This window comes from Citrobacter sp. Cu096 (assembly GCF_030332285.1).
GTDB lineage: Bacteria > Pseudomonadota > Gammaproteobacteria > Enterobacterales > Enterobacteriaceae > Citrobacter > Citrobacter meridianamericanus.
In genome coordinates, this window is the sequence record NZ_JAOWID010000019.1 from 328732 (window position 1) to 347167 (window position 18436).

The window sequence follows — 18436 nt, forward strand, 5'->3', positions numbered from 1 at the left end:
ATTAAAATTCCGATATCCATTAGTAATTCAAATCTAAGAATGAATGATTGATAGTTTTTAGCTATGAATGGCGAGGGGTTGATATCACATCCTTGTTGTGTAAAAGTTCATCTCATGCACTTAACAATATTAATAAAATCAATTACTCGATTGTTAGGCATTTTTTAGAGGGTAGATGTGCTTAAAAGTACACACTTACCTTTCCATGGATGAAATAGAGTTGTTAGAGGTTATGGAGGCTTCATGAAGTATCAACATTTCTGGCCACCAAATGATATTTACTTTGGAGTTGGTGTCGCTAGTGTTATTGATGAAATGTCACTGATTACAAACGAAAGAAATTATTTATTTGTGAATCTTAATCAATACAGCTTACATAGCACCTTGGTTTTTTTCTCACGGAATAAAAATATCAATAAAATCATAATCATCATTTCCAGTTCACGGTTGATGCCTTTGGCTCTTTTTTGGCTGGATAATATCAAAAATGTTATTGCTGTTTTCGATACCTCAACACCTGTGTCGGAGATGATTAAGAAAATAAGCCTATATCGAAATGGTGACAAGATAACGGCAGGGCGAAGGGAATGTAGCTTTAAGATTAGCAACAAAGATATCATGAAGATGAAGTACTTCTTAACCGAAAGCGGTATGGAGGAGCTTCAGGATAGATTCATGAACTCGCCGTCAACATTGTATCGTTGGAGAAAAGAAATCGCCCATAAATTCGGCGTGCGGGACCCTCGATATCTTCTATTGCCAAAATAAGCAGATATGCGTTATCTCAATAAGAATTACAATTAAAGCTCCGATCTTTAATTGTTGTTTTAGAACTGATACTGCATACGACCTCCATTTAACTAAAATTAGAAAATATAACATTTCTAGCCCTCCTTAGACTAGAAACTGTCGTAATTTCGATAAGAATAGATACGCTGGCTAAGATCGTCAGGGGCGGTAGCGTTCCAGAAAATATCTGGAATTTATTTAAAGTGAATAATTATTAAATAAGGGATTTATCAGTAATGATCAGCAAAGATGATGTGAAAATTGCCATTATTGGACTCGGGTATGTTGGTTTGCCATTAGCTGCTGAATTTGGGAAAATTCGTCAGGTGGTTGGTTTTGATGTTAATCAGAAACGTATACTTGAGCTAAAAGAAGGGATCGATGTCAATCTCGAAACCACAGAAGAAGAGCTACGTGATGCTCGCCATCTGACGTTTACCTCATCAATTGATGAAATCAGAGAATGCAATTTTTACATCATTACCGTCCCGACACCGATCAACGATTATAAGCAGCCAGATCTCACCCCTTTGATAATGGCAAGTGAAACTGTTGGTAAAGTACTGAGACCAGGCGATATTGTGGTCTATGAATCTACGGTATATCCAGGATGTACTGAAGAAGAATGCGTGCCGATCCTTGAGCGTATGTCCGCAATGACGTTTAACAAAGATTTCTTCGTCGGATATAGCCCAGAGCGTATCAATCCCGGCGATAAAAAATACCGTCTGACAACTATTAAGAAAATTACCTCTGGCTCAACTGCAGAAACGGCCTGTCTGGTTGATGAGATCTATCAACAGATCATCACGGCAGGAACGTACAAAACGGAAAGCATTAAGATCGCGGAAGCGGCAAAGGTGATTGAAAATACCCAACGCGATCTCAATATCGCGCTGGTAAATGAATTGGCGATAATCTTTAACCGATTAGAGATTGACACTGAAGCCGTGCTGCGAGCCGCGGGAAGTAAGTGGAACTTCCTGCCATTCCGTCCGGGACTGGTTGGTGGTCACTGCATTGGCGTCGATCCCTATTATCTGACTCATAAATCTCAGGGCATCGGTTACTATCCGGAAATTATCCTCGCGGGTCGTCGACTGAACGATAATATGGGTAACTATGTTTCGGGACAGTTGATCAAAGCCATGATCAAAAAAGGGATTAATGTTGAGGGTTCTAACGTTCTGATTCTGGGGTTCACCTTTAAGGAAAACTGCCCGGATATCAGAAATACCCGCATTATCGATGTTGTAAAAGAATTGGGCAATTACAGCTGTAATGTTGATATTTTTGACCCTTGGGTGGATGCTGAGGAAGTCGAAGAGGAATACGGGATTGTACCTGTATCGGAAATCAAGGCAGCTTCTTATGATGCTATTATTGTCGCCGTTGGCCATGAGCAGTTTAAGAAGATGGGGAGTAATGATATTCGTGGCTTTGGAAAAGATAAACACGTACTTTATGATTTGAAGTATATCCTTTCACCTGAGCAGTCAGATGTGAGGTTATAATCATGACAGCTTATGATGAATTAAAAATACAACTCGTTCTTGAACCAAAACGTTGGCTTATTACTGGCGTAGCAGGTTTTATCGGCTCTGGATTATTAGAAGAATTACTGTTTTTAAATCAAACTGTAGTTGGGTTGGATAACTTTTCAACTGGCTATCAACATAATTTAGAGGATGTGCGTGCCGCTGTCAGTGAAGAACAATGGTCCCGGTTTACCTTTGTTCATGGGGATATCCGATCGTTTGCCGATTGCCAGGCTGTTTGTGAGAACGTCGATTACGTTTTACATCAGGCCGCTTTGGGAAGCGTGCCACGTTCCTTGAAGGATCCTATCACGACAAATAGCGCTAATATTGATGGTTTTTTAAATATGTTGACGGCGGCGAGAGATGCACATGTATCTGGTTTCACCTATGCCGCAAGCAGTAGTACTTATGGTGACCATCCCGATTTACCTAAAATTGAGGAACGGATCGGCCGGCCATTAAGCCCGTATGCGGTGACAAAATACGTCAATGAATTGTACGCCGAGGTATTTGCTCGCAGCTATGATTTTAATGCTATTGGCCTACGCTACTTTAATGTATTTGGTCGCCGCCAAAACCCTAACGGAGCATACTCTGCAGTCATTCCTCGCTGGATACTATCGCTTCTTAAAGATGAACCAATTTATATCAATGGCGATGGCTCAACAAGTCGGGATTTTTGCTATATAGAGAATGTGATTCAAGCCAATCTATTATCAGCAACGACTAATGATTTAGCCTCAAAAAATAAAGTCTATAATGTGGCTGTTGGAGATAGAACTTCGTTAAATGAACTTTATTATCTCATTCGCGATGGGCTGAATTTATGGCGGGACGAACAAAGTAGAGCTGAACCAATTTATAAAGATTTTCGCGACGGTGACGTTAAACATAGCCAGGCAGATATCACCAGAATAAAAACATTTCTTTCATATGAACCTGAATTTGATATCAAAGAAGGACTTAAGCAGACTCTAAAATGGTATATCGATAAACAGACTGCTTTGTATTCCTGAGTATAACTACTCACTTTCCTTTCACGTGGATGAATTTAATGAAATCGTCAGGGATGTTTACGCTAACAGCCATTGGTAGTTGCCGTATTGTGAGTCCGGTAAAACGAGCTCAGCCTTATTTTAATTTTCAGGCTAACTTTAAAAAAGTATATGGTTTTACTCATACGAGCAGCGAGGCATTACAGCAGGTACGTTTTGTTTTGGGCTTGATAGATATTCCAGAAAAGGTCCGGCCTTTTATTTTTAGACCTGCCGTAAACTATTCAAACACCGATGTTCATAGTCGTTCTGATTTCTATATCGTCGAGATTTCAAGTCAGAAGAAGATTATGGCCTATGGTTTCTGCTTACAAATAAATTATTTAACTCGTCATTTCTATGAGTTTTTTAGCCAAACAGAGCGGGCGCGTGTGTACTGGTCGCTGGCCACGCAAGGAAATCAACATAAACTGCTGGCCTATCTCAAAGACGATCCCTGTTTTGCCGGAATGTCGGAAGACGATCGTGCCTTATTAAGCAATATCAATGTCGAGCAGATGGATGAGCATGCTATCGAACAGGATATGATCGAAATCGTTCAGCTTCTTGGTCACGATCGCGTTATGTTTATGACTCATGTTGATGCCGTGACTCGTGCCGGAACCGTCATTCAGTCCCGCAGTCGGTTAATTAAAAATGTCGACGCTATCGCCGCCAGAATGGGTATTCCTTGCGTTAACCCGACAAATTTGATGGAAAAGTGGGGGCAGAAACGTGCCCTGGAAAAAAATGGCGACGATCTTACTCATTATACCGACATGTTTGGTGACGCGATCGTTGCGGCTATTTTTAAGGGAGTGATCAACAATACCAATCATCATCTTGATGAGGGGCGGCAAGAGAAACAAGATAAAATACGTGAGATTACCTTATCGATCACTAAGCAGCTTGCAGATGGCGACATTATTGCTGCATCACAGCAACTTTTTGCCGCATTAAGAAATCAGCAGCAAGAGCCTGTTCTGATCCAACTTCGGTCCGTAATTTTCAGCCGTTTAGGTTATTATGAACAGGCTTATCAGGATATTAGTGATGTTGAGAAAATTATCGGTACGACGGACAGTACATTACGTTGTCGACTGAGGTCTCTACATGGATTAGCGCGTTGGCGGGAAGCCTTATCGACAGCCGAAATGATGCTTTCCAATGAAATTGAAGATGAAGAAGTACTTACTGTTGCCGCCGGCTCAGCCGATGCTTTACAACTGTTTGATAAGTCATATCAATACTGGAAACGTGTGCTGTTATTGAATCCTGAAACCCAAAGCGGATGGGTTAATTTCCTGAGCAGCACGCAATATTTCAATGATGGCACTGCATTCTCCGAAGCTTTCCATGCCGGCATTCAATCGCAGTGCCTAAATGATGCGTTTATGGAAACAGCGTTATCTTTGGCAATCAAATTTAGTGATGAATTGATTTTCATGCATGCGCTCGAGCAGCTACTCCGCCATGAGTCAGAATTTGCGCTGACGGTATTGTCGACGATTCATGATACCGGTCTCGTCATTCGCACAGCTTTCTGCATCAAAAATATGAGCTATCATCAGGCGCTTAGCACCTCGTATAAAGATAAACTCCACGACGTTTTTGAGGCATGGAACAATACCGCGCTGTCGCTACATTCGGTTGATAATTTTGTCTCACTGAGTACTTCGCTGGTGTACAGCTACTCTGCATTTATGGTTTATCCCCATGCACGTATTTCACGCTTTAATAATGAAGTTAAAACGGCATGGCGCGAGAAATTAAGAGAAATGTATGAGCGCGGGGATTATGAAAATATCCTGACAGGGGCGAAAATTGTGTGGCCACTTCTGGAGTTCGATCCCATTAGCACCGTATATTGTGCAAGAACTCTGGTGAATCTTGGTGCCTGGAAAGAAGCGTGCACGTTGGCACACATGACCTTGATTCGTAACTCGAACATTACCAGCCTGCAGTCGATTATGTTACGCAGCATACGTCATATTAACGACATTCCGTTCCTCATTGATTTGATTGCTAACGTCATGAGTATTTCTCCATCATTCCAGAATGCCTCGATGAACGAGTTGTTTGAGAAAGAGTGTCGCAATGTTGCAACCAGAGCACTTAAATATGTACGTCAAAAGAAAAGTGAAGGTCGTCTGGATGAAGCATTATCTGTATTGATTAGCCTGAAACGAATTGATCCTGATGCTTCTCGCCTGATGCGTGAATTTAAGCAAATTATCAGGTTATTTAATGAGTCACTGAAGGATGGCGGCAGTACTATCGCATCTTATGAACATCTAGATTATGCGAAAAAATTACTCGTTTTTGATAGCGAAAATGCCTATGCCTTGAAATATGCTGCATTAAATGCAATGCATTTACGCGACTACAACCAGGCTTTGCAGTATTGGCAGCGACTGGAGAAAGTGAATGGGCCAACGGATCCAGTGGCCAAGCAGATCTCGACCTGCATAACCGCATTACAAAAAAATACATCAGGGAAGTCGTAATGATTACGCAGGAAGAAAAGATAGCTGTGCTAGGTAAAACACTTTCAACATTGAAAAAAGAGAGGAAGCTTGAGCAAGCTATTACGTTAATTGACAATGAATTACCGGCTGAAGCTTTAACTTCATTAGCTATGCTAAAAAAAGCCGAATTTCTTCATGATTTCAATGAAACGGAGCGTGCATACGCGCTCTACGAAACGCTGATTGCGCAAAATAATGATGAAGCACGTTATGAGTATGCACGGCGTTTATATAATACGGGGCTAGCCAAAGATGCGCAGCTAATTCTTAAAAAGGTTAGCAACAACGTACAGAAAAAATATAACAATTATTTAGGCAAAATAAATAAGATCTGCGATTTGCTTGAACGTCTTGAAGGGGAAACGATCCCTGTGGGGACCAACACCCGTATTATTGCAATGAAGCATGCCATCTTGTTCTACCGAAATCGTCAACCTCGACAGCTTCCCGTCGGGTCTTTCGGTCGTCTTGCGCTCTGTACTGGTTCGCTAGGTAGCGGTGGTGCAGAACGTCAGATTTCCAGGCTGGCTATCGAGATCGCCAGAAAGTATCGGCAACAGGGGAAAATTGGCGACCTGAAAGTAGAAGAACCGGTAGAGCTCATTATTCGCTCCCTGACACCGGAACTCAGGCAAGATTTTTTCCTGAAAGAAGTGCTGGAAGAACAGGTCGAGGTGCTTGAGATCGCGAAGATTACCGGAAACTTCTTTGATGATGCGACAATAGAATCTCCGGAGTTGCGCTTATTGTTATCTCATCTGCCGCCGGTGTGTAATTACGGCATCAAGCATCTGGTCCCCCACTTATGCGAGCGCAAGCCGGATTATCTCTCCGTTTGGCAGGATGGCGCTTGTCTGATGATTGCGCTTGCAGCGTTGATTGCTGGCGTGCCCAGAATTCAACTGGGATTACGTGGGTTACCGCCGGTAGTGAGAAAGCGTCTGTTCAAGCCGGAATACGAGCCTCTCTACCAGGCACTGGCGGTTGTGCCTGGCGTTGATTTTATGAGTAACAACCATTGTGTGACCCGCCATTATGCCGACTGGCTGAAGTTGGAGGCGAAGCACTTCCAGGTTGTATATAACGGCGTCTTACCGCCATCTACCGAACCCTCTTCTGAGGTGCCACATAAAATCTGGCAGCAGTTTACGCAAAAAACACAGGATGCGGACACGACTATCGGCGGCGTTTTCCGCTTTGTCGGCGATAAGAACCCTCTTGCATGGATTGATTTTGCAGCACGCTATTTACAGCACCACCCCGCCACGCGCTTTGTGTTGGTAGGCGATGGGGATATGCGCGCTGAAGCACAGCAACGCGCTGAACAGTTGGGGATTCTGGAAAGAGTACTATTTGTTGGCGTTTCGCGTGACGTGGGATATTGGCTGCAAAAAATGAATGTATTCATTTTGTTTTCGCGTTATGAAGGGCTACCCAATGTGCTCATTGAAGCACAAATGGTCGGAGTGCCGGTGATTTCAACCCCTGCTGGTGGATCGGCAGAATGCTTTATAGAAGGTGTTTCAGGTTTCATTCTTGATGATGCACTGACGGTCAATCTTGACCAGGCTTGCCGCTATGCAGAACAGTTGGTCAATTTATGGCGCAGCAGAACCGGTATTTGCGAACAGACGCGGTCATTTTTACAAGAACGCTTCACCGTGGAACATATGGTGAGAACGTTTGTACAAACCATTTCCTCTCAGCCTCGTTAATTAATGGGCAGCATTTTTTCAGTTATTTCATTTATAAAATAAGCCATGAAAAAAATTATTATATTGTTAACGACGTTTTTCCTGCTTTCGGGATGTACTATTCCCAGGGCGGTATTTAAATCCAGCCTGATTAATCAGGACGATCCTCGTTATAATCTGGTCGAAGTCACTCCGACATTAAAAATGAGTGATACCGATACTGTGCCGAAAACTATTGTCGATCCGGTCTTTGTCGCAAATAACTGGCACTGGACATCTTTGGCTAAAGGCGATGTGCTGCATATCACTATTTTATCCTCGGGCGGGGCGGGGTATTTATCCAATAACGCGAGCGGCGACCGTGCGGATTTTGAAAATATTCTTGTGGCTGACGGTAATACCGTTCAGGTGCCTTATGCCGGGACAATCCCGGTTACTGGATTGGATGTGACGCAACTGGCTGATGAGATCAGACAGCGACTTGCGCGCGTTGTCCTGAATCCCCAAGTGCTAGTGACACTTACCGCCCGCACCGGGGCCATGGTGACGATCGAGGGCAGCGGGAAAACGGGTCGTTACCCTCTCGAACAGAGTATGAATCGTCTGAGTCATTTTTTGGCAACGGCAGTGGCAGTAGAAAATACCAGCGCAGATATGATGGAAGTTCACGTGACGCGCCAGCAGCATTATTTCACTGCGCGACTGTCAGATATTTATCAGTATCCCGAGCTGGATATTGCCTTACAGCCGGATGACCGTATCACTCTACGTCAAGTGACCGAGTATGTTAATGTGCTCGGCGCAGCGGGTGTTCAGGGGAAACATGCTCTGGTTCAGAGTCATTCCAGCGTGGTGGATGCTTTGGCACTGGCGAAAGGATTAAATGACAATCTTGCCGATCCGCAGGCGGTTTTTCTGTACAAGCATAACGAAGCGGAACAGGCGAAACAGCAGATGCGTAAGCTGAATATCTATCATGTCGATATGAGCCAACCTGACTCGGTGTTTTTAGCACAGGCCATGCGAGTGGAAAACGGCGATGTTATCTATATCTCGAACGCCTCTTTGACTGATTTCGCTAAGGTGAAAGCCGCATTCGATAGCTTTTTGATCCGCGGCTCAAACTCTTTCTAACGTCGCCATATGAATATTTTGAAAAATAATACTTATTATTTTATGAAACTCATTACTGTCTGTGAGTTAATCATTTTGTTAATGTCACGCGATATCAAAACACGCTATAACGGTAATTTGCTAAACTATATGATGGTGCTGGCCGTACCACTGGTATGGATAACCATTACCGTTATTTCTTTTCAATATTTAAATCGCACGGTGCCAATATTCACTGACGATATCAGCTTTGTTATTGCAGGTATATTACCGTATCTGTTATTTCGTTATACCATTACCGCAACTATGCGCACCCGTTCATTCTTTACATCGTTGGCGGTTGTCTCGCAGGTTAAGAAAAGGCATGTAATTTTTGCTCTTGCCGCAGTCGAATTTGTTAATGCGGTTATCATTTATATTATTGTTTCATTGATTAACTTTCTTATATTTTCTCGTTGGGAAGCCCAGAAACCGATCCTGATTTTTGAAGGGATGGTTATCGCATGGCTTCTGGGGTTATCGTTTGGTTACTTTTGTGATGCCCTGTCTGAACGGTTCCCGCTGGTCTACAAAGCCGTTCCTGTGGTGCTAAGACCTATGTTTTTGATTTCGGCTGTCTTTTATACGGCGAATGAATTGCCCTATTCATTATTAAGCATATTCAGCTGGAACCCTCTACTTCATGCTAATGAGATAGTCAGAGAAGGAATGTTTGAGGGGTATCACTCCTTGTACCTTGAACCTCTTTACCCTCTGGCATTTTCCGCAACGTTATTCCTCGCGGGCATCATTTTTCACCTGATCTGTGACGCTGAAAATCAATGACTTTTGCTTCAGGAGAGACGCGTTCGTGTTCGGTTTATTAGGTTGTACACGCTATTTTGAGTCTGATAAGGGCCCGCGGGTGGTCCTTGATAAAACAGATTTTGTCATGGATTACCATGAGCACATCGGTATTCTGGCGGCCCCTGGTTCAGGCAAAACGACGCTAACTCGATTGCTGTGCGGCATAGATGCTCCTGATGAAGGGGATTTTATTGGGTTACGGGGCGATGCGCTCCCGCTGGGGGCAAATGCTTTTGTTCTGCCAGGGTTAACCGGCGAAGAAAATGCGCGCATGATGGCAAGTCTTTATGGTCTGGATGGCGATGAGTTTTCACATTTCTGCTATCAATTGACCCAGCTTGAACAGCGTTATACCGACAGGGTGAGTGAATATTCTGTCACGATGAAAGCGCATCTGGCATTTGCCATTAATTTACTGCTTCCCTGCCGCCTTTATATTGCCGATGACAAGCTGTACACCGGGGATAATGCCTCACAGTTGCGTATGCAGGCGGCGCTAGCGCTTGAGCTGCAACAGAAAGGATTGATTGTACTAACGCGCAACCCTCGGCTTATTAAAGAACACTGTCATGCGTTTGGCGTTTTGCTACATGGAAAAATTACGATGTGTGAAGATTTAGCACAGGCATCTGCGCTTTTTGAACAAAATCAGTCAAATCAGGCGACGATTCAAGCTGATGATTATTCCTTTGATATATAGATAGAAAATATACGGATAGCGTGTGGATAATTCAGAACGTATTAAAAAATGGAAAGAGGAAAGGGCGAAGGTAGCAGAAGAAAGCCGGGCCTCGCGACTGCAACAAAAAGAGGATGAACGCGCCCTTAGCCAGACGGAAAAAAAGGCAGATTCGAAAAGTCATCATCGCCCAGACGCCGGATGGTCCGCGACGGATGCTGATTCTGTCCGTAGAGCGTCATTGGTTATTAAAGAGCGACGTGTTCAGCAAGCCAAACAATCGCTACGTCGGCTCTTTCTTTATATTGCTTTGCCGCTGCTGGTTATTATGCTTATGTCGTGGCTATTAACCTCGCGTTTTTATAGCGCGGATGCCACCTTTATTGTGCAAACGGATGCCAGCCAGGATAATTTTTCTGGAACAGCTTTCTTTGGCGCAGGCAATGAGATGTCGGAAAGCTTTCAGGTTCGCGAGTTTATACTTTCGAAAGAAATGATGGAGCGGATGGAAAAAGAGCTTGGCTTTTTATCTTATTTCGCGCAAGACGATATCGCATTATTTTCCCGCTACCATGCACCTCTGGGTATTAATAATGATCCTTACCGTTACTATTTATCGAAAGTCTCGGTTGCTGTCGATATTCAACAGGGCATGCTGCGTTTAAACGTGAAGGCGCGGAGTGCGAAACAGGCTGAATTTTTTGCCCAGCGTATTCTGGCTTTTGCTGAACAGCACGTTAATACCGTTTCAGCGCGGATGCAGCAGGAACGGATTTTATGGCTGGAAAACGATGTTAAATCGGCCCAGGAAAATCTGGGGGCAGTTCGGCTAGAATTGCTAAAAATACAGCATATACAAAAAGATATTGAACCGCAGGAAACCGTGACCGCGATTTATCAATTAATTGCTGGCTTTGAAACGCAGTTGGCGGAAGCGAAAGCAGAGTACGCGCAATTAATGGCTAATGGTTTGGATCAGAACCCCCTTATTCCTCGCCTGTCGGCCAAAATCAAGGTACTGGAAAAGCAGATCGGCGAACAGCGTAACCGCCTGTCAAATAAGTTAGGGTCGCAAGGCTCTTCAGAAAGCCTGTCCTTGTTTGAAGATCTTCGCCTGCAGAACGAGATCGCCAAAACACGCTGGGAATCTGCCTTACAGACCTTACAGCAAGGGAAGCTTCAAGCTTTACGTGAGAGACGGTATTTGCTGATTATTTCTCAACCGATGACGGTGTCTGACACCACTCGCTATGCCGATGGAACAAAGTGGTTACTGTTCTTCGTGTTGCTGGGCATCGCGTACCTGGTGACTTCTCTCCTGATAACCATCAGGCGGATGCGTGAATAAGGCAGAGTAAGGAAATACGATGAACTTGCACTCTACATGTGAAAAAATATCGCCAACCACCCTGCTCAAACGAGAGGATTGGGAGGGGCTATGCCACTATTTCGGTCAGCATCCCGAAAAAGTGCGAGATAGTGCTGGAAATGAGCAAAACATTATTCTCTTCGCTATCGCGTGTTTGCGTAGAGATGAAACAGATGTCGGGCTAACTTTGTTGTCTGACCGTGTTCTGACTGCAAAGAATGGCCGTGATTTATTGCGACGCTGGGTTATTTCGCCGCTGGCATCACATCGTCGGGATGCTGTACTACAGGTGGTTAATAAACTGCTGGCGGTGAATGTGTGCCAGTCGGAGGATGTCCTGCTGGTCGCAAGCGTGCTGCTTAAGAGTAAACAATATGCGACTGTTGCTGACTTAGCCGAGCGGGCATGGCTCGCTTTTTCGGGCAATAGCAAAATTTTTGCCCTCCATTTGCGCAGCCTGGCGCTGGTGGATAAAGAGTCACAGGCAATCTCATTGGCCAGAACACAGGCGCAGGAATTTCCCCCGCGGGGAGATATGATTGCAACCTGTCTCAGTTTCTTAAATAAAAGCCGCCGACAAGAAGATCATGACCTGGCTCGTGCATTGCTCCCTTTCTTCGCGTTAGAAAGTCAGGAGTCGGCGGGGCTGGCGGTTGATACGCTGTGCGCTGCCCGTAAATACCAGGAAGCCATTCAGACTGGGGAGTCCGCAATAGCCCGTGGGTTGGATGGTGCAACGCTGCGTCGTAGTCTGGGACTTGCCTACTATCAATTCGGTCGTGGCCGGGAAGCGAAGCTTCAGGCCGCTGAGCATTGGTCTCACGCCCTGCATTTTAATCCTGATAATTTACGTATCGTGACCCTGTATACCGATGCCTTAATCAGAACGGGTCAGAATGAGAAAGCCATTCCGTTACTGCAGCAGTCGCTCGCGACTCATCCTGACCTTCCTTATGTCAGAGCGATGTATGCCCGAGCACTGCGTCAGGTTGGGCAATACGCTGCTGCCAGCGATGAGTTTGTACAACTTGCAAAGGAAAAAGGGGCAACGAGTAAATGGAACCGTTATGCCGCGGCGGCGTTGTTACAGGCGGGGAAAACAAGCAAAGCGGAAGACGTCTTTGAGCACTATATTCAGGCCAGAGCGAGCCATCTGCCTCAGTCATTCGAAGAGGGGCTGCTGGCGCTTGATGGGCAAATATCTGCCGTTAACCTACCACCTGAGCGCCTTGACTGGGCATGGGAAATTGCTGGCAGGCAGTCCGGTATCGAGCGCCATGAATGGGAACGCCGGGCGAAGTGGGGATATCTTGCAGATAATTATCTCCTCGACTGGCTTGAATGCCGTGGAGAGCAGGCCGACGAACCGATGTACCGATTGGCCGATATATCGCATGTCGAGCAATTTTTCCAACGACTGCAGCTTGATCAACGTGGTTGCATTGTTGTATCGGCTCATCTGGGCGCAATGTATGCCGGGCCGATGATCCTGTCCTTGCTGGAAATGAACAGCAAGTGGGTGGCTTCCACACCTGGCGTGCTCAAAGGGGGCTACGGTGAGCGGTTGATTTCGGTTAGCGATAAAAGCGAAGCGGACGTAGTCAGGGCCTGCATACAGACTTTACATAGTGGGCAGTCACTTGTTGTGGCGATAGACGGCGCGCTGAATTTGAGCGCGCCGACTATCGACTTTTTTGGCCAGCAGATTACCTACTCCACCTTTTGCTCTCGTCTTGCCTGGAAGATGCACTTACCCACCGTATTTGGTGTTCCGGTGTGGCGAGATGGGCGCATCCATTTTGTTTTGGAGAAAATGGTCGATCCGCAGAGGTTCGAAAGCCAGTCTTCTTTCATTACACGCTGGAAAGACAATTACCTGAATTGTGTGACCGAAATCCTGAAAAGCGGTCCGGAAAATCTGAGACTTTCGGGGGGGATTTGGCGAAACATCACGCGCAAGGATGAATCATCTTTGGGCTGAAAAGACGTTTGCCCTGCAATGCCTTTGGCGCACCAGGCGATGCAGCCGCCAAGTAAAACTAAGTTATTCTATTTAGAAAGCATCCGTTCATTAACGTTCGGGTGCTTTTTCGTTCTAACGATATGAAAAATGGAGAATTATATAATAATTACGTTATACCTGATTGTAGTTCTGTTTGTCGGAGGGTTACCAGAAGACAGTATCCTGAAGTCCTCCCTCAGATAGGTTAAATAGGGCATCGAAATCCGCTTTTACGTCAAGCGTTCTTTTCCCTATGCAAATCTCTACAGCGATATCAGAGCATGACGCTTTAGTTATTGAAGCGCGGGGTGGTAATAGTGTGCCGTTATTGCGTTATCTTGAGGGTCAGGGAAAGCAAAGCGCGCTAACGACAAATCAGGTTGCCGACTGGCGGCAAGTTTCCATCTGAGTTGATCACAACGACATCGCCACTATTGAAATCTGGCAGCGCTATCGTGGGTAGATGCTCGCTACAATCAACAAGCTCTTACTGAAGCGAATAAATGGTTGCAGGCACATCCGGGTGCTGACGCCAATGCGCAACTTGCCTACGTATATCACTCTCAGGGGAAAAACTGGGACGCGCTGTTAGTTGCTAGTCAGGCGGAGGGAGTACCTACGGCAGACCCAGTGAAGCGCTGATTGCTGAGGTAGCTCAGGATGTAGTGCATACCTCTGCCTACCTCTGCAGCCCCTGGCATCGTCATAAGAGATCACTCATTCTCCTCTCACGCGATAATGCTCCTTAGGTTCACACCAGTATGCCTACCCCTCTCCCCATGTCACATACTTCCAGGCGTCCCTGAGGATTTCAAAGACATTCCAGACCTCACGATGCTTTTTTTACCTGTAACAGTGATGACGATGAGCCGCAGCCATTAACACTCCGCATGCTGACTGAGTCTGCAAAAGCGGGTAAATGGCTTTATGAATGAGCCTTATTGATGGATGCCGTTTATCCGACCTACCGCTTCGCGAATAAAAAAGCCGCCGATCGGTTAATCAGCGGCTTTTCCCTTACTTGCAACTACGTCAGAAGTTATATTTCACGCCCAGCATACCGCGGGTATCGCTGTAGCCTTTGTCGCCGATCTGTTGGGCCACGTTGCTCCACACGTTGAGACGCGGAGTGATTTGCCCTTCTACACCGACTTTCAGCTCGCCGATGTTCTTCGTGCCGCGCATATCGTTGTTCACATCATCCATCTTCACGCGAGTCGTCTGCGTGTTGTGGATCCAGTTGGCTTCGACAAACGGCTGGAATTCGCGAGATTTACCGTCGTCGATGGCGTTGTGACCGTTGATAAAGGCCTTAACGCCCAGGCGGGTCATCAGGTTGCCATCGGTGTTGTCTTTCACGCGGGTACCGTTCACTTCGCGATGACTGTCGGCCTGCACGTCCATCCACACCACTTGCGCTTTCGGTTGCAGCCAGTAACTGTTGCGCTCGTTTTCACCCAGTTTGAAGCTATAACCCGCTTCAACAGAAGCAGTTACCCCGCTGGATTTGTATTTCTCTGTCGCCTGCTCCTGGCCCATCACTTTGTTATCAAACCAGTTGTACAGCATCCAGGTGTCTACGTAAGTGCCGGTCTTGTCTGCGTCATTGGCATACCAGGTGCCGTACAGCCCTACGCTGTAACCGGTGACCTGACCACGTGAATGGTAGCCAGTCAGGCTGGACTGCGTGCGGTTCTGACTGTTGGCGTAACCTGCCATTGCGCCGATGTGCCAACGGTCAAGGCCGTCTCTACTCCACTGCGCCAAATCGCCGCCTAACTGCAGCACATAGCTGTTGCTTTGGGTTTTCAACTGCCCGCTACCGTCTTTAAAGCGGGTATGCGCCCCGACGTTACGCATCCACATACTGGTGACTTTTTTCTCGCCCGTCAGCATGTCGATGTACTGCGTCTCTCCCAGACGATCGTGCAGTCGGGTCATAAACAGCGTGTTTGCGGCGTAGTTATTCGCCAGATAACTACCCGCTTCCGGACGATACTGCTGCTCGGTGACCGGAGGTGCGACAGGTATTTCCGGTTCAGGGATTATCGGGTCAACAGGATCTACCGGGTCTGGATCGACAGGACCGGGGTCAATAGGATCAACCGGATCCGGGTCGATGGGATCTACCGGGTCCGGGTCTTCCGGATCCGGCGGAGCTGGAATAAAGCTGGTCAGATACCAGTTGCTGCCCTTTTGCACCAGGTTATAGTCGTACGCACCGGCAACAATACGACCCGCTTTCTCAAAAGTACCGTCAGAATTACCGGCCACTTCGATAATCTCAATACCTTCAACAGTCTGCGCCCCGGTTCCGCCAATGTTGTTCACCGCCACAAACGCGTTACCCGTGGTGTTGCCGAGCACTTTCAGCTTGTCGGTTTCGGAGGCATCGTCATTCAGGACTGTATTGAAAACCAGTTTGCCGCCGTTGCCGATGAAATCTTCATTAATGGTAAGCGTCTGCCACGGTTCGCCGTCAGCATGCCCAAAGTTCACCACTGACCCGCCGTTCAGCGTCAGGTCGGTGAGCGTTGAGCTGTTGGTCATATTCCAGCTCGCATCGCTCATTTGCAGCGAGATAACCCCCGTTCCTGCCGTGACGCTGGTGATGTATGACGCCCCACTCCACAGCGAGTTGTCGGTCATGTTGAGCGTAATGGTACTGTTTTGCTGCGGCAGGCTGCTGGTTGCAGCAGTCGCGCCAGCGGCATGAAGATCGCCGTCGATAAGGAAGCGCCCGCCAGCGGAGCCATCTACGGAGCCGCCCGTTTCGGTGCTGATGGCATAACTTTCATTGCTGTGATTGCCCGCCATGCTAATGGCAGCACCGCCAGCCAGATTTATTGCCCCGCGTGAAGTCGCATACAGGCCGCGTGGCGCTTTGCTGTTGTATGACGCTGCTTTCGCCGAATTGTTTACGTTGATCGTCGCGTTTTCACCGAGATTCACCGTCGCATTGGTGGAATAGACCGCATGGGCGCTGGCGCCGCTCACCGAAATGGTAGCGTTATTGCCCAGTTCGGTTTTGGACGATGTAGCGGCGTAGACCCCTATTGAGGAAGTGCCCGATGTCTCAATAGTGGCATCATTACCAAGGCGGATCGAGGACCCACTCTGCCCGGTGCGAAGACCTTCTGAACTGTCACCTATCGTCACAATGTGTGCCCGGTCACCGACGACAATCGTATTTTTGGCCTGCGTTTCGTCTCTCATCGCGTTTGCAGTGATACCGCGCCCCTGATAACCGGTGGTTTGAATATACAGATCGTCGCCAACGTAAATGTTGGCTGAACCTTTCCAACCCTGCCCCTGATTATAGGCACTGTAACCGGCGTTTATACCGTCGCCATCCTGACCGTCCACATAAATGCTGGTGCGATCTCCGGTGATGATAAAGACCGGGTTATCCGGTGAATTGACCCCGTGTGTGCGGATACCATCAACATCCTTACCATTATTAGCGGCATTCTTCGACTGCGTGCGGATCGTCAGGTCGTCACCAAAAATAACGCCCGGGCTACCCGTCGCGCTATTCTGAATAACGGTAATGGTGTGTTCGAAGGCTTCTGCTCCTGGCCCATTCAGCGTTAATCCATGGCCAAAAACAGGAATGGTGCCGGCACTCCATTGATAAACATAATTCGGCGTAGCGCTGGTTTTAGCGAAATTGGCATTCGCCTGTGCAGGAAATAAAGCCTGCAACTCCGGAGAAAGGCTGCTCACCAGTCCACTGGAAGGCAGACTGTCAATATCAATCCAGGCCGCGTGGGTTGAAAATACCATTGACGTTAACGCGGTCGATACCGCGATAGCAATGCGTGAATAATGCTTAGGTTTTTTCATAATAGCCTCCTGCTTTCGGGCGTAGGGCGTCCACCACATCGCGATGATGTGGAAATAATAAAAATGAGAATCAGCTATAAAATGTTAGAGAGTATTTTATGAATACTCAGACCTAACTTATCTTCAAGTCGAAGTTTGTAGACATATATTCTCTTAACATCAATATTATCTATTCTGGTGATTTGCTGAATACTTATCCCTGAAATAAATCGCTTGAGTAATATCATTTCCGTATAATTTAATGAACGCCCACGTTTGCTGTTGGCGAGATGCCCCCGGAATAAGCGACGTATTTTCTGATGTTGAACTTCATCACTATCATTGGAATAAATAATCCCTTGAATTTTATTGCTTTTCGATAACCAGTAATTGGCTAACGGTGCCAGGATCCGGTCCGCTATCAATACGATATGCATACCACTCTGCGTCAGGCGATCCACCCATTGCGGGTCGGTGAACAAGCGCAAGTTCGGGAATGAAAAATCGATAAAAATAAATCCATGGGATAAATGGTTATGATTATTAAGTAAAAGTTTTTCAATAATACCTTTTTTCAAATAATCATTACCCTCTGGCCAGACAGCAAAAGCGGCTCGGTGGCAATACTGTGCACGTACGGCAGCATCCGGAAATAATTCACAGGATAATTCACAGCTTATGCAACGAACACTCTGTAGCGGCTTTCTCTTCATCAACTATGCCCCTGTTATTTTCCATAAATATTTCATCGGTAAATAAATGTGTCAATCCGACACGTGGTGAAATCCGTTTCTGCTAATAACAGTCGAGTGGTGAACTTGTTATAAAATCCTATAGAAAAACAATCTCCACCTGTAAATGTCGTTATGTTGATAAGTATTACGAAGCTTTCTCTCAGACTAACAGCCAATATATTAGGAGTTTTATACACAAATCCAGACATCACGATAGACGTAAATACAGCACTATTTGCTAAAACAAAACCTTACAAAATGATTTTAGTAAATCTCAAGATT

General features: G+C 46.2%; 12 protein-coding genes and 1 pseudogene. 11 read left to right on the top strand and 2 right to left on the bottom strand.

Features of this window, described 5'->3' with window-relative positions; all coding sequences use genetic code 11:
* The first annotated feature begins 243 nt into the window (after positions 1 to 243).
* The 11 genes and pseudogenes from OGX99_RS05655 to OGX99_RS05705 all read left to right on the top strand — a co-directional run.
* Positions 244 to 768 carry a Vi polysaccharide biosynthesis protein TviA gene (locus OGX99_RS05655; protein WP_151217048.1) on the top strand — a complete coding sequence of 175 codons (525 nt, stop codon included), beginning with the start codon at positions 244 to 246 and terminating at the stop codon, positions 766 to 768.
* A 257-nt stretch (positions 769 to 1025) separates the two neighbouring features.
* Entirely contained in the window at positions 1026 to 2303 is a 1278-nt protein-coding gene (tviB, locus tag OGX99_RS05660; RefSeq protein ID WP_151217050.1) for a Vi polysaccharide biosynthesis UDP-N-acetylglucosamine C-6 dehydrogenase TviB, read from the top strand.
* A gap of 2 nt (positions 2304 to 2305) precedes the next feature.
* A complete protein-coding gene (tviC, locus tag OGX99_RS05665; RefSeq protein ID WP_151224014.1) occupies positions 2306 to 3346 on the top strand; it encodes a Vi polysaccharide biosynthesis UDP-N-acetylglucosaminuronic acid C-4 epimerase TviC in 1041 nt (346 codons plus the stop codon).
* Positions 3347 to 3375: 29 nt separating this feature from the next.
* A complete protein-coding gene (gene tviD, locus OGX99_RS05670) occupies positions 3376 to 5871 on the top strand; it encodes a Vi polysaccharide biosynthesis protein TviD (protein ID WP_252838581.1) in 2496 nt (831 codons plus the stop codon).
* A complete protein-coding gene (gene tviE, locus OGX99_RS05675) occupies positions 5871 to 7607 on the top strand; it encodes a Vi polysaccharide biosynthesis glycosyltransferase TviE (protein WP_210904100.1) in 1737 nt (578 codons plus the stop codon). The genes tviD and tviE overlap by 1 nt, the downstream gene beginning before the upstream one ends.
* Positions 7608 to 7652: 45 nt before the next feature.
* Complete coding sequence (vexA, locus tag OGX99_RS05680) at positions 7653 to 8720, top strand: Vi polysaccharide ABC transporter protein VexA (protein ID WP_286542929.1); 1068 nt, start codon at positions 7653 to 7655, stop codon at positions 8718 to 8720.
* A 9-nt stretch (positions 8721 to 8729) separates the two neighbouring features.
* Positions 8730 to 9524, top strand: coding sequence for a Vi polysaccharide ABC transporter inner membrane protein VexB (vexB, locus tag OGX99_RS05685; RefSeq protein ID WP_210904098.1), 795 nt, complete (start codon positions 8730 to 8732; stop codon positions 9522 to 9524).
* Between the two features lie 25 nt (positions 9525 to 9549).
* Positions 9550 to 10245, top strand: a complete 696-nt coding sequence (gene vexC / locus OGX99_RS05690) for a Vi polysaccharide ABC transporter ATP-binding protein VexC (protein WP_151217059.1) — start codon at positions 9550 to 9552, stop codon at positions 10243 to 10245.
* 22 nt (positions 10246 to 10267) lie between these two features.
* On the top strand, positions 10268 to 11572 hold the full coding sequence (vexD, locus tag OGX99_RS05695; RefSeq protein WP_286542931.1) for a Vi polysaccharide ABC transporter inner membrane protein VexD: 1305 nt from the start codon (positions 10268 to 10270) through the stop codon (positions 11570 to 11572).
* 19 nt (positions 11573 to 11591) lie between these two features.
* A complete protein-coding gene (gene vexE / locus OGX99_RS05700) occupies positions 11592 to 13574 on the top strand; it encodes a Vi polysaccharide transport protein VexE (RefSeq protein ID WP_187253893.1) in 1983 nt (660 codons plus the stop codon).
* A gap of 878 nt (positions 13575 to 14452) precedes the next feature.
* A pseudogene (locus tag OGX99_RS05705) lies at positions 14453 to 14530 on the top strand (DUF1493 family protein); the annotation flags it as partial.
* A 97-nt stretch (positions 14531 to 14627) separates the two neighbouring features.
* Here the strand turns inward: OGX99_RS05705 and misL are convergent.
* Both misL and OGX99_RS05715 read right to left on the bottom strand, forming a co-directional pair.
* Positions 14628 to 17441, bottom strand: a complete 2814-nt coding sequence (gene misL / locus OGX99_RS05710) for an intestinal colonization autotransporter adhesin MisL (protein WP_286542933.1) — start codon at positions 17439 to 17441, stop codon at positions 14628 to 14630.
* 74 nt (positions 17442 to 17515) lie between these two features.
* A complete protein-coding gene (locus tag OGX99_RS05715) occupies positions 17516 to 18133 on the bottom strand; it encodes a helix-turn-helix transcriptional regulator (protein ID WP_151217063.1) in 618 nt (205 codons plus the stop codon).
* Between the last annotated feature and the right edge of the window lie 303 nt (positions 18134 to 18436).